At 62.7% G+C, this 21701-nt stretch carries 22 protein-coding genes; 13 read left to right on the forward strand and 9 right to left on the reverse strand.

Annotation, left to right across the window (positions count from 1 at the left end):
- Positions 1-98: 98 nt before the first annotated feature.
- The 6 genes from JKA62_RS08365 (at position 99) to JKA62_RS08390 (ending at position 6790) form a co-directional block, all read left to right on the forward strand.
- Entirely contained in the window at positions 99-1166 is a 1068-nt protein-coding gene (locus JKA62_RS08365; RefSeq protein WP_011332269.1) for a DUF2333 family protein, read from the forward strand.
- 3 nt (positions 1167-1169) lie between these two features.
- Complete coding sequence (locus tag JKA62_RS08370) at positions 1170-1727, forward strand: NUDIX hydrolase (RefSeq protein ID WP_011332270.1); 558 nt, start codon at positions 1170-1172, stop codon at positions 1725-1727.
- Between the two features lie 186 nt (positions 1728-1913).
- On the forward strand, positions 1914-2285 hold the full coding sequence (locus tag JKA62_RS08375; RefSeq protein ID WP_007951016.1) for a translation initiation factor Sui1: 372 nt from the start codon (positions 1914-1916) through the stop codon (positions 2283-2285).
- A gap of 218 nt (positions 2286-2503) precedes the next feature.
- Positions 2504-4417 (forward strand): arginine decarboxylase, encoded by a 1914-nt coding sequence (gene speA, locus JKA62_RS08380; RefSeq protein ID WP_011332271.1) that lies wholly within the window; start codon positions 2504-2506, stop codon positions 4415-4417.
- Positions 4418-4649: 232 nt separating this feature from the next.
- Positions 4650-5999 carry a type VI secretion system Vgr family protein gene (locus JKA62_RS08385; protein WP_201817312.1) on the forward strand — a complete coding sequence of 450 codons (1350 nt, stop codon included), beginning with the start codon at positions 4650-4652 and terminating at the stop codon, positions 5997-5999.
- Positions 5996-6790, forward strand: a complete 795-nt coding sequence (locus JKA62_RS08390; RefSeq protein WP_011332273.1) for a DUF4123 domain-containing protein — start codon at positions 5996-5998, stop codon at positions 6788-6790. The genes JKA62_RS08385 and JKA62_RS08390 overlap by 4 nt, the downstream gene beginning before the upstream one ends.
- 9 nt (positions 6791-6799) lie before the next feature.
- Here the strand turns inward: JKA62_RS08390 and JKA62_RS08395 are convergent, their stop codons facing one another.
- Both JKA62_RS08395 and JKA62_RS08400 read right to left on the reverse strand, forming a co-directional pair.
- Entirely contained in the window at positions 6800-8149 is a 1350-nt protein-coding gene (locus tag JKA62_RS08395) for an MATE family efflux transporter (RefSeq protein WP_201817314.1), read from the reverse strand.
- Between the two features lie 37 nt (positions 8150-8186).
- Positions 8187-8480, reverse strand: coding sequence for a hypothetical protein (locus JKA62_RS08400; protein ID WP_064379237.1), 294 nt, complete (start codon positions 8478-8480; stop codon positions 8187-8189).
- Positions 8481-8623: 143 nt separating this feature from the next.
- Here JKA62_RS08400 and JKA62_RS08405 point away from each other — a divergent pair, with 143 nt between their 5' ends.
- The 5 genes from JKA62_RS08405 to JKA62_RS08425 all read left to right on the forward strand — a co-directional run bounded on the left by JKA62_RS08405 (position 8624) and on the right by JKA62_RS08425 (position 13040).
- Positions 8624-8926, forward strand: a complete 303-nt coding sequence (locus JKA62_RS08405) for a MazG-like family protein (protein ID WP_011332275.1) — start codon at positions 8624-8626, stop codon at positions 8924-8926.
- A complete protein-coding gene (locus tag JKA62_RS08410) occupies positions 8926-9675 on the forward strand; it encodes a methyltransferase (RefSeq protein WP_201817316.1) in 750 nt (249 codons plus the stop codon). Before JKA62_RS08405 ends, JKA62_RS08410 begins: the two co-directional genes overlap by 1 nt.
- 12 nt (positions 9676-9687) lie before the next feature.
- Positions 9688-10299, forward strand: a complete 612-nt coding sequence (locus JKA62_RS08415; protein WP_064379241.1) for a DUF4136 domain-containing protein — start codon at positions 9688-9690, stop codon at positions 10297-10299.
- A gap of 54 nt (positions 10300-10353) precedes the next feature.
- On the forward strand, positions 10354-10911 hold the full coding sequence (locus tag JKA62_RS08420; protein ID WP_007951006.1) for a DUF4136 domain-containing protein: 558 nt from the start codon (positions 10354-10356) through the stop codon (positions 10909-10911).
- 149 nt (positions 10912-11060) lie between these two features.
- Entirely contained in the window at positions 11061-13040 is a 1980-nt protein-coding gene (locus JKA62_RS08425) for a TadG family pilus assembly protein (RefSeq protein WP_201817317.1), read from the forward strand.
- Here JKA62_RS08425 and JKA62_RS08430 read toward each other — a convergent pair.
- Both JKA62_RS08430 and JKA62_RS08435 read right to left on the reverse strand, forming a co-directional pair.
- Positions 13010-15775 carry a PAS domain-containing sensor histidine kinase gene (locus tag JKA62_RS08430; RefSeq protein ID WP_201817321.1) on the reverse strand — a complete coding sequence of 922 codons (2766 nt, stop codon included), beginning with the start codon at positions 15773-15775 and terminating at the stop codon, positions 13010-13012. The two genes, JKA62_RS08425 and JKA62_RS08430, sit on opposite strands and share 31 nt — an antisense overlap.
- Positions 15772-16212, reverse strand: a complete 441-nt coding sequence (locus JKA62_RS08435; protein ID WP_011332280.1) for a TadE/TadG family type IV pilus assembly protein — start codon at positions 16210-16212, stop codon at positions 15772-15774. Before JKA62_RS08435 ends, JKA62_RS08430 begins: the two co-directional genes overlap by 4 nt.
- A 75-nt stretch (positions 16213-16287) precedes the next feature.
- Between JKA62_RS08435 and JKA62_RS08440 the strand changes: the two genes are divergently transcribed.
- The gene (locus tag JKA62_RS08440) at positions 16288-16758 is read left to right on the forward strand and encodes an A24 family peptidase (RefSeq protein WP_011332281.1); all 471 of its coding nucleotides are present in this window, start codon (positions 16288-16290) and stop codon (positions 16756-16758) included.
- A gap of 124 nt (positions 16759-16882) precedes the next feature.
- Positions 16883-17659, forward strand: coding sequence for a response regulator transcription factor (locus tag JKA62_RS08445; RefSeq protein ID WP_041475496.1), 777 nt, complete (start codon positions 16883-16885; stop codon positions 17657-17659).
- Positions 17660-18216: 557 nt separating this feature from the next.
- On the opposite strand, the gene JKA62_RS08450 is transcribed toward JKA62_RS08445, so the two are convergent.
- The 5 genes from JKA62_RS08450 to JKA62_RS08470 form a co-directional block, all read right to left on the reverse strand.
- Positions 18217-18585, reverse strand: coding sequence for a DUF6124 family protein (locus JKA62_RS08450; RefSeq protein WP_011332283.1), 369 nt, complete (start codon positions 18583-18585; stop codon positions 18217-18219).
- A gap of 355 nt (positions 18586-18940) precedes the next feature.
- Positions 18941-19213: a DUF3613 domain-containing protein gene (locus tag JKA62_RS08455; RefSeq protein ID WP_011332284.1), complete on the reverse strand. Its 273-nt coding sequence runs from the start codon at positions 19211-19213 to the stop codon at positions 18941-18943.
- Positions 19214-19224: 11 nt separating this feature from the next.
- Positions 19225-19914, reverse strand: a complete 690-nt coding sequence (locus JKA62_RS08460) for a tetratricopeptide repeat protein (RefSeq protein WP_201817323.1) — start codon at positions 19912-19914, stop codon at positions 19225-19227.
- Positions 19915-19925: 11 nt separating this feature from the next.
- Entirely contained in the window at positions 19926-20816 is an 891-nt protein-coding gene (locus tag JKA62_RS08465) for a type II secretion system F family protein (protein WP_201817325.1), read from the reverse strand.
- Positions 20813-21694, reverse strand: a complete 882-nt coding sequence (locus JKA62_RS08470) for a type II secretion system F family protein (RefSeq protein ID WP_201817327.1) — start codon at positions 21692-21694, stop codon at positions 20813-20815. Before JKA62_RS08470 ends, JKA62_RS08465 begins: the two co-directional genes overlap by 4 nt.
- Positions 21695-21701 lie beyond the last annotated feature (7 nt).

Raw genomic sequence — 21701 nt, forward strand, 5'->3', positions numbered from 1 at the left:
CGAGACAGCGCCTGTCAATATTGACGGGTGCCGGGTCGAGGCACGTTGTTGTATGGTTGTGGTCGAACCGTTGAACCCAAGATTGAAAGGATATCGCCATGCTGGACTGGAAGAACCGCGCGGGCAGCGCGCCTGAACGTGCCGCCGAGCCCAAGTCGGCCGCCCGCAGCTATGTCGGCGGGCTGTTGTTCAGCCGGGCGCTGGCCACGCTGGTTGCCATTTATCTGTTGGTGACTATTGCCCTTGGCTGGTATTGGAGTCAGGAACCGGCGCTGTTTCCCGTCGCGCAGAACGCTCAGGTTGCCGCCGAGAAGGAAGGCAAGCAGATGGTGGTCGGTTACACCACCGTCGAAACCCTGAAAACCGTTGCCGGCACTTTGCTCGACAAGCCGGGCGGCTACATTTCCAACGACCGTTTCCCGCCGGGCCTGTGGATGGACAACATGCCGAGCTGGGAATACGGCGTGCTGGTGCAGGTACGCGACCTGACCCGCGCCCTGCGCAAGGACTTCGCCCGTTCGCAGTCGCAATCGGCTGAAGACGCCGACCTGGCCAAGGCCGAGCCGCGCTTCAACTTCGACAACAAGAGCTGGGTCCTGCCGTCCAGCGAGTCGGAATATCAGGAAGGCATCAATTCCCTGAGCCGTTATCAGGCGCGTCTGTCCGATCCGACCCAGAAAAACGCGCTGTTCTACGCCCGCGCCGACAACCTGAACAACTGGCTGGGCGATGTCGGCACTCGTCTCGGTTCGCTGTCGCAACGCCTGTCGGCCAGCGTTGGCCGGGTCAAGCTCAACACCGCGCTGAAAACCGAAGTGCCGGCGGTGGGTGAAGTGCCGCAGGTCGACGAGGAGGTTGTCGAGACTCCGTGGATGCAGATCGACAACGTGTTCTACGAAGCCCGTGGCCAGGCCTGGGCGCTGTCGCACCTGCTGCGCGCGATCGAAGTCGATTTCGCCGACGTGCTGGCGAAGAAGAACGCGACCGTCAGCGTGCGTCAGATCATTCGTGAGCTGGAGGCGTCGCAGGAGCCGATCTGGAGCCCGATGATCCTCAATGGCAGTGGCTTCGGTGTGCTGGCCAACCACTCGCTGGTCATGGCCAACTACATTTCCCGGGCCAACGCCGCCGTGATCGATTTGCGTCAACTGCTCAATCAGGGCTGAGTCATGGACGAGAGCGCCAGAGAGGCGGCCCACCGCGCTGCCTCGGATGCTGAACAGATCGCCTGGGTCGACGAGCAGGACAACCTGCTCGGTTCCCTGGTGCGCGCCGATCTGCGCGAGCGCGGGCTGATCGGCCGTGGCACCTACATCATGCTGTTCAACTCCGCCGGTGAACTCTGCGTGCATCGGCGCACGTTGAGCAAAGCCATTTATCCCGGTTACTGGGACGTGGCGGCGGGCGGCATGGTGCAGGCGAACGAGACCTACGCCGAGTCGGCGGCCCGTGAACTGGAGGAAGAGTTGGGAGTGAGCGGCGTCAAGCTGACGGCTCACGACCATTTCTACTTCGAGGACACCGGCAATCGCCTCTGGTGTTCGGCGTTTTCGGCAGTGTGGGACGGGCCGTTGATCCTGCAGCCGGAGGAAGTGCTCGAAGCGCGCTTCATTCCGGTCGAACAGGTCATGCTGGAAATCCAGCAAAAGCCTTATTGCCCGGACTCTCTGGCCGCGTTGAGACGCTATCTGAAGGCTCAGCAAAGCGACGTCGCAAAGAACACATAAATTGGCGCCGATTGGCACTTAGCAATCGGCGTTTTTGCCGTTACACTGCGCGACCTTTTCAAGCTGTGCCGGCCCGCTTTCAGGAGCTCATGGCACAGTAGCGCTGCCCCTGCCTGAGTGGGGCTTCGCGGTCGATAGCCTTGCCCAAGGCTACGATCAGTCTTTGTCCTCCCGAGAGGATTGCCGGTGGCCAAAAAAGCCGCATCCTTCGCCGCCCTGGGCGGCCTGGTATTTTCCACCGACGCAGGTCGTCATTGCCCGGAATGCAGCAAGCCGGTGGACGCCTGTATCTGCAAGCAAACCGTGATCCCGGCCGGCGACGGCATTGCCCGCGTGCGCCGCGAGAGCAAGGGCCGTGGCGGCAAGACGGTGACCACCATCACCGGCGTGCCCCTGGCCGAGGACGCACTCAAGGAACTGGCGACAACGTTGAAGAAACGTTGCGGCACCGGCGGTGCGTTGAAAGACGGGATCATCGAGATCCAGGGCGATCATGTCGAGCTGCTCCTGGCCGAGTTGGTCAAGCACGGTTTCAAGGCGAAGAAGTCCGGCGGCTAGCAGCCTCTGTGAAACCCACCGGCGGCTTGATTCAGCTCCAGGGTTCTTGGGTCTGACGTCGTTTCCATGGTTTTCACAGAGCCTGTTCATGACCGGTTTCTAAACTCAACGCTGTCAGCGCGGTCTACCGCCGCGCTGACGAACCGTCATTTTCATTCTTTAGACTGCGCCGGCCTGAGATCAGGCGACGCACTATGACTTCTTTATAGGGGACTTCGATGTCCGTACGACGCACACGCAAAGACGATGGCAGCCAATGGACAGTTGCGGACAGCCGCAGTGTTTACGGGATTCGCCATTGGGGGGCCGGGTATTTCGCGATCAATGACGCCGGTCGCGTCGAAGTTCGTCCGAACGGCCCGAGCAGCTCGCCTATCGATCTGTTCGAACAAGTCGACCAGTTGCGCAAGAGTGGCTTGTCCCTGCCGCTGCTGGTGCGTTTCCCCGACATCCTGCAAGACCGCGTCCGTCAGCTGACCGGCGCTTTCGATGCGAACATCGAGCGTCTGGAATACCAGAGCAAATACACCGCGCTGTACCCGATCAAGGTCAACCAGCAGGAAGCGGTGATCGAGAACATCATCGCCACCCAGAACGTTTCCATCGGTCTGGAAGCCGGCTCCAAGCCTGAGCTGCTGGCGGTGCTGGCACTGGCGCCGAAGGGCGGCACCATCGTCTGCAACGGTTACAAGGACCGCGAGTTCATCCGTCTGGCGCTGATGGGCCAGAAGCTCGGTCACAATGTGTTCATCGTGATCGAGAAAGAATCCGAAGTCGGTCTGGTGATCGAAGAAGCCGCCTCGCTGAAGGTCAAGCCACAGGTCGGCCTGCGCGTGCGTCTTTCGTCCCTGGCGTCGTCGAAGTGGGCGGACACCGGTGGCGAGAAATCCAAGTTCGGTCTGTCGGCGGCGCAACTGTTGTCGGTGGTCGAGCGCTTCCGCGCGGCGGGTCTGGATCAGGGCATTCGTCTGCTGCACTTCCACATGGGTTCGCAGATCGCCAACCTCGCTGACTACCAGCATGGCTTCAAGGAAGCGATCCGTTACTACGGCGAGCTGCGCAACCTCGGTCTGCCGGTCGATCACATCGACGTCGGTGGCGGACTGGGTGTGGACTACGACGGTACCCACTCGCGCAACGCCAGTTCGATCAACTACGACATGGACGACTACGCCGGTGTCGTGGTCGGCATGCTCAAGGAGTTCTGCGACGCGCAGGCCCTGCCGCATCCGCACATCTTCTCCGAAAGCGGCCGCTCGTTGACCGCGCACCACGCGATGCTGGTGGTGCAGGTGACCGACGTCGAGAAACACAACGACGACGTGCCGCAGATCGAGAACAAGGAAGCGCTGCCGGAAACCGTGCAGTGGCTGGTTGACCTGCTCGGCCCGACCGACATCGAAATGGTCACCGAGACCTACTGGCGCGCCACTCACTACATGAGCGACGTGGCCGCCCAGTACGCCGACGGCAAACTGACCCTGGCCGAGAAAGCCCTGGCCGAGCAGTGTTACTTCGCGGTGTGCCGTCGCCTGCACAACTCGCTGAAAGCGCGTCAGCGTTCGCACCGTCAGGTGCTGGACGAACTCAACGACAAGCTGGCCGACAAGTACATCTGCAACTTCTCGGTGTTCCAGAGCCTGCCGGACACCTGGGCGATCGATCAGGTCCTGCCGATCATCCCGCTGCACCGTCTCGACGAAGAGCCGCTGCGTCGTGCCGTTCTGCAAGACCTGACCTGCGACTCCGACGGCAAGATCAACCAGTACGTCGACGAGCAGAGCATCGAGACCAGCCTGCCGGTGCATGCGCTGAACGAAGGTGAAGACTACCTGCTGGGCGTGTTCCTGGTCGGCGCCTATCAGGAAATCCTCGGCGACATGCACAACCTGTTCGGTGACACCGACTCGGTGAACATCTATCAGAACGCCGATGGCAGCGTGTACCACGCCGGCATTGAAACCCACGACACCATCGAAGACATGCTGCGTTACGTGCACTTGTCGCCGGAAGAGCTGATGACCCACTACCGCGACAAGTGTGCCAGTGCCCGCATCAGCGCCAGCGAGCGCACCCAGTTCCTCGATGCATTGCGCCTGGGTCTGACCCGCTCCTCCTACCTGTCTTCCTGAGGCCAGGCTCCGCTTTCATCTGGTTGTCTGAAATTGTTCCGCTAACCGCGGACGTTTCAGATAACCGGGTGAGACGCTTCTTTTTCTCTTCGCGAAACGGCTTGTTCCAAGGCGAGCAAAGTGACGTCGTCTGCTTTTCGCGTAGGTCATTTCCGAATTTGTAGTTCGGCCCTCTACTCGGCCATGGGTCTCGGCGAGAATCCCCGCCCGCCCCCCTGTAGAGAATCCCCCCATGTTCGATCCAGCTGACGAGCCGTCGTTTCGTCTCGATGTAGCGGGCCTGTCCGACTCGCTTGAAGTCCTGGCATTCACGGGTTGCGAAGCCATCAGCGAGCCTTTTTCATTCGAGATCGACGTGCTGGCAGATGATCCGCATCTGGATCTTGCCGGCCTCATGTATCGTTCGGCGCGCCTGTGTTTCGGTTCTTGCGGCAATAGTGTTCACGGGCAGTTGCACAGTCTTGTCCAGCATGAACAGGGGCGCGGTGCGCGGTTGTTTCGGGCGCGGCTCGAGCCGCGGTTGAGCTGCCTGGGCCTGCGCTACAGCCAGCGCATCTTCAGTGATCTTTCGATACCGCAGATTCTTGATCAGGTGCTCAGGGAGCACGGTATCAGTGGCAACTGGCGCCGATTCGACCTGCAAGGCGCGTATCCGCCCCGGACATTCTGCACCCAATACGGCGAGTCGGATCTACAACTGGTGCAGCGGTTGTGCAGACAGGCACGCATTCACTATCACTTCGAACATGGGATTCGGAGACATTGCCTGGTGTTCGGGGACGATCCGACCCGGCTGCCACGCGCCGGGAACCTGCGGTCCGATGTCGAGGATGGGGAACCGTCGCCGACAGTGCGCCGCTGGCAATCGGGCGAACATTCGCGCCTGCACGCAGAAGGCTCGCGGCGGACACGTACGGCGCAGGGGGAGTCCGATTCGCCAACCCTGCGCAGTGGTCACTGGTTGACGATTTCCGGCCAGCTCCTGGCAGACGCCAATCCGCACTGGCTGGTGAGCCGAATCGAGCATCGGGCCGATCAGTCGCTCGAGCCGCCCTACAGCAACCGGATTTATGCCGTTGACCAGTTGGCGCTACCCCAATCATCCGTCGGATACCGGGGGGCGCGCATGTGCAGTCCGCAACGTGCGTGGGTGGTGGCGGTCGAGGAGGCACAACCTGATGCCGTGCGGCCGGTGGCTGTCCAGTTCGACTGGCTTTATCAGGGTGAAGGGGCCCGCCCCAGCCACTGCTGGCTGCCGCTGGCTCCGGCGTTGGCCGATACGCCGATGGCCTCATTGAAGGACGGGGTGGAGGTGGTGGTGAGCTTTCTGGAAGGTGACCCTGAGCAGCCCGTGATCAGCGGCGTCTTGCAGGTCCCGGCACTCACCGAAGCGATCGCGGATGACGCACCGTCACCACTGCCCGAGCGTCTGGCGAGTGCGGGCTTGCCTCAGTGGTTGAAGGCGGCCGAGCCTTTGTTGTTGCTGTGCCTGATACCGGGGGGCGGCAGTTATCGCCATTGCTCGGCGTCACTGTGCAGCTGTCGATTGGTCGCCGGGCTCAAAACGAGCGACGGAAGATGAGCGTCGCGGCCCCCGGACAGCGCGCTCAATGGTTGTTGCTGGACATCGCACAAGCGCCGCAGGCAGTGCAGACGTTACGTCAGGGATTCGCCGGTGTGCACAGCCTGAAGCTGTTTGACGGTACGGAGTTTCAGCCGGTCAGTGAACAAGGCCCTTGGCTGATCGACCTGCGTGACAGCCCGGCGCTGTCGGCGCTTTGCCACACCGATCCCATGACCTGGCAAGGGCTGCTGCTGGGCAGCGAAGCCTCGGCGCAGGTATTGCGCGAACACTTGCAGCGGATGCTGACCGTGTCCGTCGGCCTGAATCACCGGGCACTGCTCAATTTCTACAATCGCCAGACCGCCAGCTACTTTTTCGACGCCTGCGATGCCCGGCAATTGAGCTGCTGGCTCGGGCCGATCGGATGGCTGCGCTGGTTCGGCGGGAACTGGGCCGATCTGGCTGGCGGCAGTCAGGGCTGGCAGCAACTTCGCAATCCGGGGCTGGCCGTGGAGCCGCTGCGGATCGAACAAAGCCTGACCCGCCGACAGCGCGAACGTCTGCACCGTTGCCTGCTGGATCAGCATGTCTGGCGCTGGAGTCAGGCGACAGGAAGCGACTATCGGCTGATGTCAGCCTTTCAGGAGCAAGGCCTGGCGCTGGGGTTCAGCGAGCAGACGCTGCTGGACGACTGGTTGTGGCTGCGTTTGCAGCATCCGCGTGCCGAGCTGACACCGCTGCCGCAAGGTTTGACCCCACGGCAGCGGCTCGAACTGTTGCGTCGGCGCTGGCTGAACGACCCGTCGTGAGGCGCCGCTTCAGTGAGCGGCACCGCTGAACCAGCCATCGGTGCGCCGCAGCCACCACGCCAGTCCCCCGAGCGTCAGGCTGCGCAGCACCATGAACAGCAGGAATGAAATCCACAGGCCGTGATTGCCCAGACCTTGCAGCGCCCAGGCGACCGGCAGCAGCAGGATCACGGTCGCCAGCATGCCGTTGCGCATTTCCCGGGCGCGGGTGGCACCGATGAACAAGCCGTCGAGCAAGTAGCTCCAGACTGCGATCAACGGCAGCACGGCCAGATAGGGCAGGTAGATGAACGCGGTCTCGCGCACGCTCTGGATGTCGGTCTGCATTTCGATGAACAAGTGGCCGGCCAACAGAAACAGCGCGGCAAAGCCCAGGCTCGCCAGCAACGACCAGCCACCGGCAACCACCAGCGAGCGGCGCAGGGCCAGACGATCCCGGGCGCCGATGGCGTGGCCGCACAAGGCTTCGACGGCATGGGCCAGTCCGTCCAGCGCGTGGGCGGTCAACAGCAGGCCGTTGAGCAACAGCGCGTTGGCCGCGACCGTAGCATCGCCCAGTCGCGCGCCCTGCACGGTGATCAGGAAAAACACCGATTGCAGGGCCAGGCTGCGGATGAAAATGTCGCGGTTGACCGCCAGCAGCGGGCACCAGCTCTGCCAGAGTTTCAGGGCGGCCCAGGCGATGTGGCCGGGATAGGCGCGCAAAGCCTTGCGAGTCATCCACAGACCGAGCAGGGCGCCGCTCCATTCGGCGATCACCGAGGCGCGGGCCGAACCGACCACGCCCCAGTCCAGGCCAATCACGAACCACAGGTTGAGCACGATGTTGATCAGGTTGGTGCTCAGCAGAATAGCCAGCGGCGCCCGGGCATTCTGGGTGCCGAGGAACCAGCCGACCAGCGCATAACTGGCCAGCGCTGCCGGCAATCCGAACAGGCGGGTGTGGAAGAAGTCGCGGGTCAGCTGATCCAGCTCCGCCGACGGTTGCATGAAGTGCAGCGCGACCCCGCTCAGCGGTACGCCCAGCGTTCCAAGCAGCAGCGCCAGCCCCATCGCCAGCAGCAGGCCCTGAAGCAGAATCTGCCGCAAGGCTGCACCATCGCTGCGACCCGCAGCCTGGGCGGCGAAGCCGGTGGTGCCCATGCGCAGGAATCCCATGGCCCAGGCCAGAAAGGTGTACAGGCTGGCACCCACGGCCACCGCGCCCAGTTGATGGGCGTGGGGCAGATGACCGATGACGGTGCTGTCGACCAGCGCCACCAGCGGCACGGAAATGTTGGAGAGGATCATGGGGGCGGCGAGCGCCCAGACCCGGCGGTGGGTCGGGCGGTCGCGCCAGTCGGTGATCAGGTTGGACATGCGGGCTCCTTGAGGAGCTGCATTGTAGCGGGCGGCGTCAGTGAATGATCCAGCTCAGCAGCCACAATCCCAGCAGCAACCAGATGATCCCGGCAATGATCGAGGCATTCATGAACGCGCGGATCGCCGACCACAGCAGCATCAGGCCGACGATCAGCGCGATGATGCTGATGATCGAGGTGTCCATGCCCAGCGCTCTCGACAGCCCGTCGACAAAGTTGCCTCCGGCGTTGCCCAGCAGATTGAACAGGCCGCTGAGACCGTCGACGATGAAGCGGATGATCGAGCCGAGCGCCTGGCCCAGCCATTCGAAAAAGCTTTCTACCTGCATGTCTGTTTCCTGATGAAAGAGCTGAGCCTTGGGCCGCAGCGGGTGCGGTCGAGTTCCCTGCAAGCATAGAGGGTTTTAACGGGCGGCTGGCGCTTGCCTTCGCTCGACATCCCCCCGAAGCTATACGCCTTCAGGAGAGCCCGATGAACCTTGTTGAACTGACCGAACGCCTGCACGCCATTCGCGACCGCAATGACTGGCGGCAATTTCACAGCCCGAAAAACCTGGCCATGGCCGCCAGCGTGGAGATGTCCGAACTGGTGGAAATCTTCCAGTGGCTGACCGAAGACCAGTCCCGCGAACTGCCGGCGGACAAACTCGCCCACGCCGGGCAGGAAGTCGGCGACATCGTTCTGTACCTGTTGCTGCTGTGCAGCGAGCTGGGGCTGGACATGAATGAAGTGGTGCGCAGCAAACTCGCCGACAGCGAACGGCGGTTCAGCTGATGAGCGACCGTCATTTCGATCAGTTGGCGACCCGTTTCGCCGAAAAAATCTACGGCGGTGCAAAAGGCGCGATCCGCCTCGCGGTGTTGCAGGCCGACCTCTCCGAAGCCTTGCCGGACCGTCCGCTGCGGGTGCTGGACATCGGCGGTGGCCTGGGCCACATGTCGCTGTGGCTGGCCGAGCGCGGGCACGAGGTGACCTTCACCGAGCCGGCCGAGCCGATGCTTGAAGGCGCACGCCAGCGCTTTGCCGACGCCGGGCAAACCGCGACGTTCATTCAGGCGCCCTGGCAGGAACTGCTTGGCCAGCTCACCGAACCCTACGATCTGGTGCTGTGCCATGCGGTGCTGGAATGGCTGGCCGAGCCGCACGCGATCCTGCCGGTGCTGCATCAGTTGACCACGCCCGGCGGCTGGTTGTCGCTGGCGTTCTACAACCGCGATGCGCTGATTTACCGCAATCTGCTCAAAGGCCATTTCAAGAAAATGCGCAAGAACGACATGGCCGGTGAAAAGCAGAGCCTGACCCCGCAGCAGCCGCTCGATCCACGGGAACTGGCAACGCAACTCGCCGGGTTGTGGCAGGTCGAAACCCAGAGCGGGGTGCGCGTTTTCCACGATTACATGCCGGTGGAATTCCAGGCCCGCGCCGAGTTGATTGATTTGCTCGAGATGGAACTCGCCCACCGTCGTCACCCAGGCTTCGCCGGGCTTGGGCGCTACTTGCACTGGATCTGCCGGCCGATCTGATCGGAGCGAGATATGAAAGGTCATTCAGGGTTACTGCTGATCTGTCTGGGGTTGGCCGCTTGCCAGGGCAGCAACCCCTACGTAGCGCAGTCGCGACCGTTGCCGCCGGCCCCTCCGCAGGCAGCGACCACTTTCGACCGCAGCGCTTATCCTGCGCCGCCACGGGATTACGGGCGCTATCGCAGTTGGGCGTGGCTCAACGGTCAGCTGCCGCCGGGCACGGCCTGGGCGGATTCGGCGCAAGTGGCCGAAGCCGTCAGCAGTGCGCTGGATCAGCGCGGCTTGCGCCCGCTGCATGACAATCGCCCGGCCGACCTGCTGGTCAGCGCCAACCTGAGCCTGGAAACCCGCCTGCGTCAGGTGCAGGACGATTACGGTTACTACGGCGGCTATGGTGGTTATGACCGTTACGGCCGCGGTTACGGGATGTACAACACGGTGCCGATCGTCCGTACCTACCAGGAACAGGTCGTGGTGGTGCGAGTCGATCTGTTCGACGCCGGCAGTGGTCAGCCGGTCTGGAGCGCCAGCGCCGAAACCGGCACGCAAGGCAAGCAAAGTGATCGCACCGACGCGATTCGGGAGGCTGTCGAAAAGGCCATGTCGGCGTATCCTCCCGGTTAGCTTCTGGCAAATGAGAAGCTCCTCCAGGTTCATGTCTTCCACCGGAGAAAAACCATGTTCCGCCGTCTCGCTTTACTGGCTGTGGCCGCGCTGCTCAGTGCCTGCGCCGCCAACCAGGTCAACCATGACTTCGACGCCAGCCGCGACTTTGCCGCTTACCGCAGCTGGAGCTGGAAAGACCCCGCCCTGCAATACCGCCCCGACGATCCAAGGATCAAGAGCGACCTGACCGAACAGCGCATCCGTCAGGCCGTCGCCGACCAACTGGATCAGCGTGGCCTGCGCCCGGCCGCTTCGGGCGCCCGAGGCGATCTGTTTGTGCAGACCTACCTGATCGTCGAGGACCGTCAGCAACAGGTGACCACCAACTACGGCGGCGGTTGGGGCGGCCCGTGGAACGGTTACTGGGGCGCCCCGATGTACAACGAAACCCGCAACATCACCTATAAGGTAGCGACCATTCAGGTCGATCTGCTCGACGGCAAGGACGGCAAACTGGTGTGGCGCGGCAGCGACGAGCAGATGCTCAGCCGCACGCCGAATCCGGCGGATCGCAGCAATGCCATCCGCGAGACGGTGGCGCGGATCCTGTCCAACTATCCACCGCGTTAATCTGTTGAAAAAGTACGGGAGCCAGATGGCTCCCGTTTTTTATGGGCGGGTAAAACTGGCGTCTTGCCAGCAGTGTTGCCTGCGCGTGTCTACACTCATACCCATCCATGGAGGTTGCGCCCGGCCGTGCGCCGGCAAAGGAGTGCGCCATGTCCCGCCATTCGCCGTTCATCGATCCTGCCCGACAACGCGGGGCCATTGGCCTGATGGCGGCGCTGACTTTGGGCATGGCGCTGGTGTTCATCCTGGTGGTGGTCGACAGCGGTCGCTTGTACCTCGAGCGTCGTCATCTGCAACAGATCGCCGACGTCGCCGCCCTCGAAGCCGCGACCCGTGGCGGTAATTGCGGCGCCGGGGCCACGGCCAACGCTTATGCGCAGGCCAGCGTCGTGCGGAACAATTTCCCGATTCCCAGTGCCGGTCGCACCTTGGCCGTCGCCTGTGGCACGCTGAACCTGGACGCCAGCAATCTGCGGGTGTTTGCCGCCAACGCCGCCAGCACTGATGCGATCCGCGTTGTCGTCAGCCATACCGTGCCTCAGAGTTTTGCCGGTGCCATCGGTGGACTGTTCGGCGGCGCAGGGCGCAATGCAACCATCAACCTCAGCGCCACGGCAGTGGCGGCGTTGCCACCGCCGTTGGCTTCACTGACCATCCGCAGCACCACATTGAGTGTCGATACTGGCCGGTCGGCCGTGCTCAATGCGCTGTTCGGCGGATTGCTGGGCGGCAACCTCACGCTCAGTGCCGCAAGCTGGAACGGGCTGGTCAACACCAACATCAACCTGCTCGGCTATCTGGACCGGTTGAAGATCGATATCGGGCTCAGTGCCGGCGGCTACAGTGAAGTGCTCGGCAACACGATCAGGGTCAGTCAACTGGTCCAGACCGCGATCAACGTCCTCGACCCCAACGGCACCCTGAGCGCCACGGCGACCATCCTCGGGTTGCAGGCGATCAAGGCAGCGGCCGGTGCGACACAAGTGGTGCTGGGCAACCTGTTGAACGTTCAGGCCGGCACTCAGGCCACGGCGCTGGCGGTGGATTTGCGGGCATTCGATCTGATTCAGGGCTTCGTGCAACTGGCGAACAAGCAGAACGGCCTGGTGGCCAACCAGACGATCAACCTCGGCGTGGCGCAAATTACCGCCCGGGTGCAGGTGCTGGAGCCGCCGCAATTGTCGGCTATCGGTAACCCTCGGCTGGCAGCCGCCAACCCCTTGGGGCCGAACCGGATCTATGTGAAGACCGCGCAGGTGCGAACCCTGTTGTCGGTCAATCTGCCTTTGCTGGATACGATTTTGTCGCTGGTCAACGCCGTGGCCGATCTCGCCGGGCCGCTGACCAATACGCTCAATGCCCTGCTCAGCCTGAATCTGGTGGGCGTGATCGATTCGCTGACGTGCGCCCTGGGCGCGCCTTGCCAGACACCGTCGATCGAGGTGCTGCCCGGGCCGATTCGTCTCGACGTGGCGCTGGATGTGGCGGCGGCCAACAGCTACGTCACCGCATTCAGCTGCCTGACGCCGACCAACAAGACCCTGACCACCAACACCACGACTTCAGTCGCCAACCTGAAAATCGGCCGGATGGATCCGGCAGCGGTGTTCGGCAATAACGTCACCCCGCCGGCCGTGGTGGTGCAACCGTTGAAGGTGATCGATATCGGCGTGAAGACCTGCCGACGCTTCCTGGTGCTGCCGGTCAGTTGCGATCCGCGCATCCCTTCCGTCGGCGGCGGCCTCGACATCTCGGCCGATACCACCGTCGGCCAGAACGCCAACATCCCCCATGTCTACTCCGCACCGCCGGCTGCCAGTCTGCCGGAGATCAACCAGCCGCCGTTCTATTACAGCTACAGCACCGGCAACGTGGTCAGCAGCCTGAGCGACACCCTGAACAACCTCAACCTCAACATGCATGGCCCGACGGGCAGTCTGGTCGGTGGATTGGGGGCGATTCTGAGCTCCGTGAAGACCTTGCTGGTCACCACCATCAATACGGTGCTCAGTCCGCTGCTCGACACCCTCATCAACACGCTGTTGATGGCCCTGGGGATCAACCTCAATCAGGTCGATGTCGGCGCCAATCTCAGTTGTCAGTCGGGGCGGGCGACGCTGGTGATCTGATCGTCGAGGGCGATCGGCAATTCGATGCAGAACCGGGCGCCGTCGTCGCCGTTGCGCACGCTCAGGCGTCCGCCCATGTTCTCGACGATGCCGTAACTCACCGACAAGCCCAGGCCAGTGCCGACGCCCACCGGTTTGGTGGTGAAGAACGGCTCGAAAATCCGCTCCAGCAAACGCGGATCGATGCCGCCGCCGTTGTCCTCGACCCACAGCCGCACCACGTGTTCGTCGTGTTCGGCATGCACGGCAATCCACGGCTGGAAGTCGCGATTGGATTCACGCTTGCTCAACAGCGCGTCCCGGGCGTTGACCATCAGGTTGATCAACACCTGTTCCAATTGATCGACGTACCCGCGCACCTGCAGCTGGAAGTTCGCCTCGCCGATTCGTAGCTCGACGCCTTTGCCGCGCAGACCTTCGGACAGCAACGACAAGGTGCCTTCGATGGCGTCGAGCGGATTGAACGGGTGCTGTTCGATTTCCGAGCGCCGGCCGAACACCCGCATATGATCGACCACCCGCGCCGCTCGCTGGACCTGAGTGTCGATACGGTTGAGTTTGTCGGTCAGGTAATCGATCTGCACATCGCCGTTGCCCAGACGTTTGAGCACGTTGACGATGGCCATGCGCATCACGTTCAGCGGCTGATTGATCTCGTGGGCCAGCCCCGTGGCCATCTCGCCGAGGGTGGCCATTTTCGCGCTTTGGGTCAGTTGTTGCTGCGAACGCCGGACCTCGGTGTTGTCACGGCCCACCGCTTGCACTTCAAGCAGACGGCCCTGCTCGTCGAACACTCCGCGATCCGACCAGATCCACCACGCATGTTCGCGCCCCGGCAGGCGCAGGTTGATTTCGGCACTGCTCACCGGCGCGTCCGGAGTCAGTTGCGCCAGGCGCTGGACGAAGGCCTCGCGTTGTTCGTCCGACATCCAGCTGCCCAGATTCACCCCCGGCAGTTGCTCCGGGGCGCACTCCAGATACATCGCCAGTGGCCGGTTGCCGAAGGTCAGGGTCAGGTCGGGGCGATAGCGGCAGATCATGGCCGGCGAATCTTCCACGAGGATGCGATAGCGTTCTTCGCTGGTCTTGATCCGCTCGGCGGCGAGGGTCGCGTCGGTAACGTCCAGCCACAGCCCGACAGCCTCCACTGGCAGACCGAGATCGTCGCGCAACAGTTTGGCTTCGTCGAGCAGCCAGTGGGTGTTGCCCTGGGTGTCGAGCATCCGGTAGCGCGTGCTCACCGAACCTTCGCGCAACAACTGCCGGGTGCGTTCGAAATACGCCGCGCGATCGTCGGGATGGACATGATTCACCAGCGCACCGTCGGCGCAGTCGGCAAGGCTCCAGCCCAGCAATGGTTGCAGGCTGGCGCTGAAAAACGTCGGCTGCAGCGCGCCCTCGACATAGCGCTGCACGTAGATCACCGCTGGCGCGCTGGCGATCAGGTTGTCCAGTCGCGCATGGGCAGCGGCGGCCTGCTGTTGCTGGTTCTTGATGTCGCTGATGTCGAGCATGAAGCCTACGAGACGCCGCTCGGCGCCGATGCCCAGTGACTGGCCCTGCAAGCGGAACCACTGCGGTTGCGCCTGATCAACGGGTTGCAGGCGCACGCACAGCTCCAGCGCCTGACCTTCGTCCTGCAAGGCTTGCAGGCGGCTGCGCAGTTCTTCGCGGTCGGCCGGGTGCACCCGGGCGAACCAGGCCTGAATCGGCAGGCGCCCGGCGCTCAAGCCGAGGCTGACGGCCAGCGCATCGGCGAGCAGCACTTCGGCGCTGTCGCTGAACACCTCCCACCAACCGGTGCCGAGCAGGCTTTGCAGGATTTCCAGACGTTCCAGCTGCAAGTGGTGACGATGTTCACGCAGGCGTTCCAGCAGCGGCGCGGCGACGGCGGCGGCCAGTTGCAGCCAGTCGTGATCGCTCAACTCGGCGGTGTGTGGCTGCGCGCTGAAACAGCCGAAGAGCAACCATGCCGCCACGCCATGGGCGTCGCGGTAAGGCACGGCAAACCCTTCGGCGGGGCCGAACACGCTGCTCAGGCGGGGATGCTCGGCGGGCAGCACGCGTTGCGGTGCGGCGCCGTTAAGGCTGTCGAGTCCGGTACCCAGGCGCTGCGCCATATCCCACAGTCGCGGGGCGTCGGGTGCGCTGTAATGCTGATGAATCTGCCAGCCCTCGGTCTCTTCATCCAGCAGCGCTACGGCCAGGCAAGGCACCTGAAAACGCTGGCTCAGGCACTGCAACTGTTCGCCCAGCACCTGTGGCAGACGCGCCAGGCCGCAGAGCCGCAAGTGGTCGCGGATGTGTGCGGCGAGCCACTGGCATTGCTCGCGGCTGTTCGCCTGACGTCTTTCGCTCAGCAGGTCGCCGATATCCAGCAGTTGAAGAACCCAGCCATCCCCCTGCGGCTGTACCCAGCCGCGCAAGTGCAGCGGCGGACCGGCGAGGCTGAAAAAATCCAGATCGAGCAACTGTCCCTGCCAGTCGGCGGGCACGCCTTCGACCGCAAGCGCGCTGTGCGGCAGCAGGTAATCGAGCAGATGCGGCGTGCGAGCGGCGGACAGTTGTTGCGCCAGCACATGGCGCAGTGGCCCGGTCAGGTGGATGACCTGGCCTTCGCCATCCAGATGCAGCTGCAAACCGACGCCGGGCACCACGGGGTCGTCCATGACCGCTGGCGGTGTGGACGTTTGACGATTGAGCAGGCGGTCGAACAGCTTGTCACCGGAACTCAAAATTGCAGGCTCGAGCTGGCGGTCAGGTTGGCCGGTAGATTGGGTACCGCCCCGATACCGGGCAAGACCAGAAACGGTAACGCCTGATTGAGCTTGTTGGTCGGGTAGTTGATGGTCACGGTCAGCAGGCCGCCCACGTAGGTGATCGTGGCGTCGGTGGCCGCGTTGAAGTTCAGTGCTGACGGTAGCCACGCCAGGCGTCGGGTCAGTTCGGCGCGTGCCACGTTCTGGATCGCGGTCGCGTAGTTGGCGGTCGCCGGATCCAGTGCCACGCCACGCCGCACTGCTTCGGACGTCGACTGGGTAAAGGCCTGCATCAGCAACATCGGCAGGCTGTAGCTCACAATCCCGTAAAACACGGCAAAGAAGATGACGAAGACCAAGGCGAATTCGATGGCGGCGGCGCCTTTTTGCTTGCGGGGGAGGCCGGTTTTCATGAGTGCGTCTACCCTGACAGTCACTACGTAGTATCAGCATAGAATCATTCAGCCAAAACGGACGATTTTTACCGGATGCACAGCTTTGTCCTACTGATCTGGCTGACACTCTGCGCCGCGCAGGATGCCCGCGAACGCCACATCGGCAACGGCCTGACCCTCGGCGTCGGCGCGCTGGCGCTGGTCTGGTTGCTGGTCACCGGCAGCACCTGGCTCGGGGCGGATGCGGCGCAGGGCGGCTGGGCGGTGTTGCTGGCGCTGGCGCTCACGCTGCCGGGTTACCTGCTGGGGCGAATGGGCGGCGGCGATGTGAAACTAATGACAGCCCTGGCCCTCGCGACAGACGGTCAGCACCTGCTCGGCGCGTTTATCGGCGCTGCTCTCTGCAGTGCGATGTGGGTGCTGCTGGTGCCAAAAGTCTGGCTGCATGCCAGTCAAGGGGTTAGAGAACGTCTTCGATATTTCAGTCCTGAAATGTCAAAAAAGCTGCCATTTGCGCCGTTTGTGCTGGTTGGAACAATCCTGACTTTTTATTGGATCCATTAGTCGCCACTCGCCACTACTGCTATGTACATAGTCGGAAAGTGCGTCTACTTTCAAATGAGCGGTTATACAGCCATAGGCTGGCGGTACAGGAATGGTCAGCTTTGGCCCGGGCATGGAGTGGCACGTGAACAAGCTTACGTCGGCGGTAAAAGTCCTTGTGGTCGATGATCAGGCGCTGATCGTTGAAGAACTCTGTGAGTTTCTTGAGAGCAGCGGTTATCGCTGCGTGCCCTGTGAGTCCAGCAGCGAGGCGGTCACGCGTTTCAGTGAAGACCCGGCCATCGGCCTGGTGTTGTGCGACCTGCACATGCCGGACATGGACGGCATCGAGCTGGTGCAGGCGCTGCAGGGGGTGTCCGGCAAGAGCCGGGCGTTCGAAGCAATCATGCTTACCGGCCGCGCCGACAAGCAGGATGTGATCAAGGCGTTGCGCGCGGGGATTGCCGATTACTACCAGAAACCGGTGGATCTGGATGAGTTGCTGGAGGGGTTGCGGCGTCAGGAAACGGTGCTGCAGGAGCGGCAGAAGACCCTGCAACTGGGGCACCTGAATCAGAAGCTGCAGGATCTTTCTTCGTCGATCGATGATTTGTATCAGGATCTGGACAAGGTTCGGCGCGGGCCTGCGCCGGCTGCCCAGACCGTGGCAGAGGGTGACAGTGCAGAGATACCGGCGATTTTCGAGCAGTTGTCGCCGCGCCAGCTCGATGTGGCCCGGCTGGTGGGCAAGGGGCAGACCAATTATCAGATTGCCTGTGAGTTGGGGATTACCGAGAACACGGTGAAGTTGTATGTGTCGCAGGTTTTGCGGTTGACGCATATGCATAATCGGACGCAGCTGGCGTTGGCTCTGGCGCCGGGGAGTTCTTCTGCTGTTCGGCGGGGGGTTACGGCGCATTGACCTTGGCGGCCTTTGGGCCGGCCAGGCCTTGGGTTTGTTTTGGGTGAATATCCGTTTCTTTGGGTGTTGCGGCTGGCGGTTCCGCCCTTACGGCGGGTCACTTTTGGCAAACGCCCCAAAAGTAACCAAAAGGTCTAGGCCCCTGCGTTCGGCACCTCGCTTTGGCTCGGTGTTCCTTCGTTCCGGGATTCATCCGGGGGCATCGCCTACGGTTTGCTTCGCTGCACCTCCTCTCGATGCATGCGGCTGCGCCGCACGGTCGCTGCGCTCCCCCCCCGGATGAATCCCTCCACTCAGCCTTCCGATGGGGCCGGCACGTCAAAAGCTTTACTCGAGCTAACGCTCATCGTGTTGAGTGGTGGGAGGCAAAGCCAAAGCCAAGCCAAAGCAGGGGGAGTTTTGTGTTTTTAACCTGAGTTCACCTCGGTGTCTCAAGTCGGCGTATCCCTCCCATACACCTCGGTCGGTCCCCTCTCCCTTCGGGAGAGGGCTAGGGTGAGGGCAGCGTCCTGACTGACCTACCACATACCGTTCTCCCGCAGAGATTTCATCAGCATTTATGCCGGATATCGACTGACCTCGACGTTATCCAGTACTCGATTCACCGCCAGTTCGGCGAGCATGATGACTTGTTGTATCCCCAGAATCCGGTGCCGTTGCGGTGAGTCGACATAGGCCGCCACATCACTGGCCATGACGCTGGCCGAGGCCAGGGATTCGCAGGCGTGGGCCAGCAGGCTTTCGTCGTCCATGTCCGGTGAGATCTGAAACATCTGGCTCGGTTTACGGCCGGGGCATTTTTTCGGGAGGGGATTGAAGTGGTGATCGAGGGCGCGTTCGGCGGCTTCGTGGAGTTTCCTGGAATCGGCGGATTCGTAGGGAGAGGTTTCGTCAGTTTCGGGTGGATTGGGCGTCGGTTTCTTCATGAAAACATTACTCGATGGCTGGTTGAGTTGAAGCTGCCATCTTTCGTTTTCCAGGCGAAAGGGTGGCAGCTGTGCACGGACTGGAAAAACCGGTCAACCATCCAACCCGGCAGGCCCAAGAGCCTCCCGCGCACAGCCGCCATAACACTGCGAGCTGAAAAGGGCCGCAGTATGCCACGAGCATGGTTGGTCGAAATCGGGTTTTCCAGACCCGGCCGCTGATGCGTCAGCGACCCCCAAAGCCTATCCACCCCGTTTCCGAGGGACAACCGACGCGACGCGTCGGAAACATCCCCCAAAATCACGCCATCTGTAGGACGACAAACACGTTTGGAAATGTGTGCTTGCGCCGCGTTTATCCTCCCGACCCACTGTCCACAGTCCCACCCTGCTTCTGATCAAAGAATTCCGGAATCTCGTGTGTGTAGCTCTTCAGCCAGCGTTGCATGCTCAGTTCGCGTTCGTTGGGGGTGCTAGTCTGGGGTTTCGTGGAGGCGGCTTTGTTGCGGCTTTGCAGGAGCAGCCAGCCTTCGGTTTCCTGTTGTTGCGCCGAGGCGGGGCCGGGGTCGATGGCGTGGGTGGTCAGGGGCAGGGCGAGGAGGGTGAGGCAGAGCGCGGTGGCTTTCATGGCGGGGCTCCTTATTTGAGCATCGCGGTGGCGGCTGCGGTGACGGGGCTTGGGGTCTTGAGTTTCTGGGCGCGGGTCTGGGCCTCGTTGAATTGCTCAGGGCTCAGGTTCAGGCGGCTGACCAGTTCGGCGGCGCGGGTCCAGTCGTCCTGGTAGAGCAGCAGCGTCACCAGATTCAGGGCGGCCAGCGAATCGCTCTGCTTGAGTTCCATGGCGGTGAGGAATTCGAAGCGGGCGTCTTCTATGCGCAGTTGGTTGAGGTACACCACGCCGAGGTCGTTGCGGATTTTTTCGTCGGTGGGGGCCAGGCGGGCGGCGCGTTGCAGGTGAGCCTGGGCCTGGCCGTAGTCGGCGCGGGCGGCGGCGAGCTGGCCGAGGCCGTGTTCGGCTTCGGCGGCCAGGCAACTGCCGAGCAGGCCGCGATACAACGGTTCGGCTTCGCTGCGCCCCAGCAGGCGATAGACCTTGGCCTTGCGCAGGCGGACGTCGGCGAGGTTGTCCGGCAAGCTTTGCAGGTTGGCCAGGCTGGCGTGCAGTTTGCCGTCATTGGCCATGTCGTCGGCCAGGGTCATCGACAGCTGTTGTTCCTGGCTCAACGGGCCGCAACCGGCGTTCGGGTTCAGGGCGCTCCACGGCGTCTGGCCGTTGCTGGCGCAGCCGCCGAGCATCAGCAGGGTCAAGCTGGCAATCATTGCTTTCATGGCGATTCCTTCTATGAGCCCAGCGCCCGCGCCAGGGCGCTGAAGCCCGGGCCTGCGAGAACGATCAACAGCGCCGGGAAGAGAAACATCATCATCACGACGGACATTTTGGCGGACATTTTCGAGATGTATTCCTGCAGCCTGGTCAGGCGTCGGTCATCGAGCAGTTGCTTGAGCGCCAGCAGCGATTTCATCGCGCCCCCGCCCTGTTGCAGCAGTTGCTGAAGGATCACGCAGGTGTCGGTGAATTCGTCCACCGCCAGCAGGCGCGTGGCCTTGTTCAGTTCCTCGCCCAGCTCCAGGCCCGAGTCGACCCGGGCCAGCACCAGACGCAATTCCTGGGTCAGCACCGGCAGCAACGTCTGGCCTTCATGGCTGAGCACGCGCAACGCCTGCTCGACGGCCATGCCGGCTTCGAACAGGATGCGCAGCAAAGGAATGAAGGTGGAGATTTCCGTGGCCAGTTGTTTTTGCCGGCGGCCGGCGGCCATCGCCAGCAGGCGTTTGGGCAACAGGTAGCCGATGCCGAGGGCAAACAGCGGGGCGATCCATTGACGCTCGATGTGAGGAAACAGCACCCCTTGCAGCAAGACCGCCACGCTCAGCAACAGCAGCGGCGTACCGATCTGGCAGGCGGCGAACAGCGAACGCTGGCGGGCGCTGCGCCAGCCGAGGCGGTTCAGCAGGGTCTGGGTTTCGTTGTCGAGCTTGACTGCGCGCTGGCCGAGGGCGCTGCCGCCAAGTACTTGCAGCAGGTTGCCGAAACGATTGTCGCGCAGCAGCGCACCTTCCAGCCGCCGCGTGACCTGTCGCGCGCGACGGCGGCGGTCGAGCAGGCCGCTGATCAGCAACAGTGCAGCGCCCAGCATCAACAGGGCGCTGATCATCAGAGGCATGGTCATAGGCTGCGCAACATCCGCCAGAGCAGCAGGCTGCCGATCACCTGCAGGCCGAAGGCGCTGGCGAGCATCATCTGGCCGGAATGGTCGTTCCACATGGCGATCAGGTATTTGGGATTGGACAGCAGAAAGTACCCGGCCAGCCCCACCGGCAGCAGGCCGAGCACCCAGGCGGTGATGCGGGTTTCGCCGGTCATGGCGCGCAACTGGCGCGATGCCTGGTCACGTTCGCGGATCATCCGGATCAGGTTTTCCAGCAGTTCGCTGGCGTTGCCGCCGTAGCGATGATTGACCTTCAGTCCAACGGCGAACAGACGCAATTCGTCCTTTTCATACAGCTCGGCCACATCGCCCACGGCCTCCGGCAGGCTCACCCCCAATTGCACGTTGCGTTGTACCCGGCCCATGGCGTGTTTCAGCGGGTCTTCGCTGGCGTCGATCGCGCCCAGTACCGCGTCGGCCAGGGTGCGTCCGGATTTCAGGCTGCGCACCGTGTGATCGAGCAGTTGCGGCAGTTGCTCGATCATCCGCCGCAGACGGCGCTGATAGCGCCAGCTGACATAAAGACGCAACGCCAGCGGTGGCAGCACCAGCAGCAACAGAAAGCCGATCCAGCCACCGATTGCCAGGCCGATCAGGCTGCCGAAGGCCCACAGCAGCAACCACAATTCGAGGCGATCCGGGCGGCCGAGACCCGCCCGTAAAAAGGCTCGCTCCAGTCCGGCCCAGCGCGGTTTCTCCGCCAACAGCTGAGGTTGTCCCTGATTCAAGCGATCCAGCACCCGTTCGGTGCCGCCCTGGCGCCAACCGTTGTAGAACAGGCGCAGCGACAGCCCGAGCAACGCCAGACAGATCAGGATCAGCAACAGCGGTTTGAGCATGCCGTAG

The sequence above is a fragment of the Pseudomonas sp. B7 genome (assembly GCF_016735645.1).
GTDB classification, from domain to species: domain Bacteria; phylum Pseudomonadota; class Gammaproteobacteria; order Pseudomonadales; family Pseudomonadaceae; genus Aquipseudomonas; species Aquipseudomonas glycinae.

Bases quoted from the DNA above. Each gene is read 5' to 3' on its own strand.
- JKA62_RS08365 (WP_011332269.1), top strand. From the start codon at position 99: ATGCTGGACTGGAAGAACCGCGCGGGCAGCGCGCCTGAACGTGCCGCC.
- JKA62_RS08370 (WP_011332270.1), top strand. From the start codon at position 1,170: ATGGACGAGAGCGCCAGAGAGGCGGCCCACCGCGCTGCCTCGGATGCT.
- speA (WP_011332271.1), top strand. From the start codon at position 2,504: ATGTCCGTACGACGCACACGCAAAGACGATGGCAGCCAATGGACAGTT.
- JKA62_RS08385 (WP_201817312.1), top strand. From the start codon at position 4,650: ATGTTCGATCCAGCTGACGAGCCGTCGTTTCGTCTCGATGTAGCGGGC.
- JKA62_RS08390 (WP_011332273.1), top strand. From the start codon at position 5,996: ATGAGCGTCGCGGCCCCCGGACAGCGCGCTCAATGGTTGTTGCTGGAC.
- JKA62_RS08395 (WP_201817314.1), bottom strand. From the start codon at position 8,149: ATGTCCAACCTGATCACCGACTGGCGCGACCGCCCGACCCACCGCCGG.
- JKA62_RS08400 (WP_064379237.1), bottom strand. From the start codon at position 8,480: ATGCAGGTAGAAAGCTTTTTCGAATGGCTGGGCCAGGCGCTCGGCTCG.
- JKA62_RS08405 (WP_011332275.1), top strand. From the start codon at position 8,624: ATGAACCTTGTTGAACTGACCGAACGCCTGCACGCCATTCGCGACCGC.
- JKA62_RS08410 (WP_201817316.1), top strand. From the start codon at position 8,926: ATGAGCGACCGTCATTTCGATCAGTTGGCGACCCGTTTCGCCGAAAAA.
- JKA62_RS08415 (WP_064379241.1), top strand. From the start codon at position 9,688: ATGAAAGGTCATTCAGGGTTACTGCTGATCTGTCTGGGGTTGGCCGCT.
- JKA62_RS08420 (WP_007951006.1), top strand. From the start codon at position 10,354: ATGTTCCGCCGTCTCGCTTTACTGGCTGTGGCCGCGCTGCTCAGTGCC.
- JKA62_RS08425 (WP_201817317.1), top strand. From the start codon at position 11,061: ATGTCCCGCCATTCGCCGTTCATCGATCCTGCCCGACAACGCGGGGCC.
- JKA62_RS08435 (WP_011332280.1), bottom strand. From the start codon at position 16,212: ATGAAAACCGGCCTCCCCCGCAAGCAAAAAGGCGCCGCCGCCATCGAA.
- JKA62_RS08440 (WP_011332281.1), top strand. From the start codon at position 16,288: ATGCACAGCTTTGTCCTACTGATCTGGCTGACACTCTGCGCCGCGCAG.
- JKA62_RS08450 (WP_011332283.1), bottom strand. From the start codon at position 18,585: ATGAAGAAACCGACGCCCAATCCACCCGAAACTGACGAAACCTCTCCC.
- JKA62_RS08455 (WP_011332284.1), bottom strand. From the start codon at position 19,213: ATGAAAGCCACCGCGCTCTGCCTCACCCTCCTCGCCCTGCCCCTGACC.
- JKA62_RS08460 (WP_201817323.1), bottom strand. From the start codon at position 19,914: ATGAAAGCAATGATTGCCAGCTTGACCCTGCTGATGCTCGGCGGCTGC.
- JKA62_RS08465 (WP_201817325.1), bottom strand. From the start codon at position 20,816: ATGACCATGCCTCTGATGATCAGCGCCCTGTTGATGCTGGGCGCTGCA.
- JKA62_RS08470 (WP_201817327.1), bottom strand. From the start codon at position 21,694: ATGCTCAAACCGCTGTTGCTGATCCTGATCTGTCTGGCGTTGCTCGGG.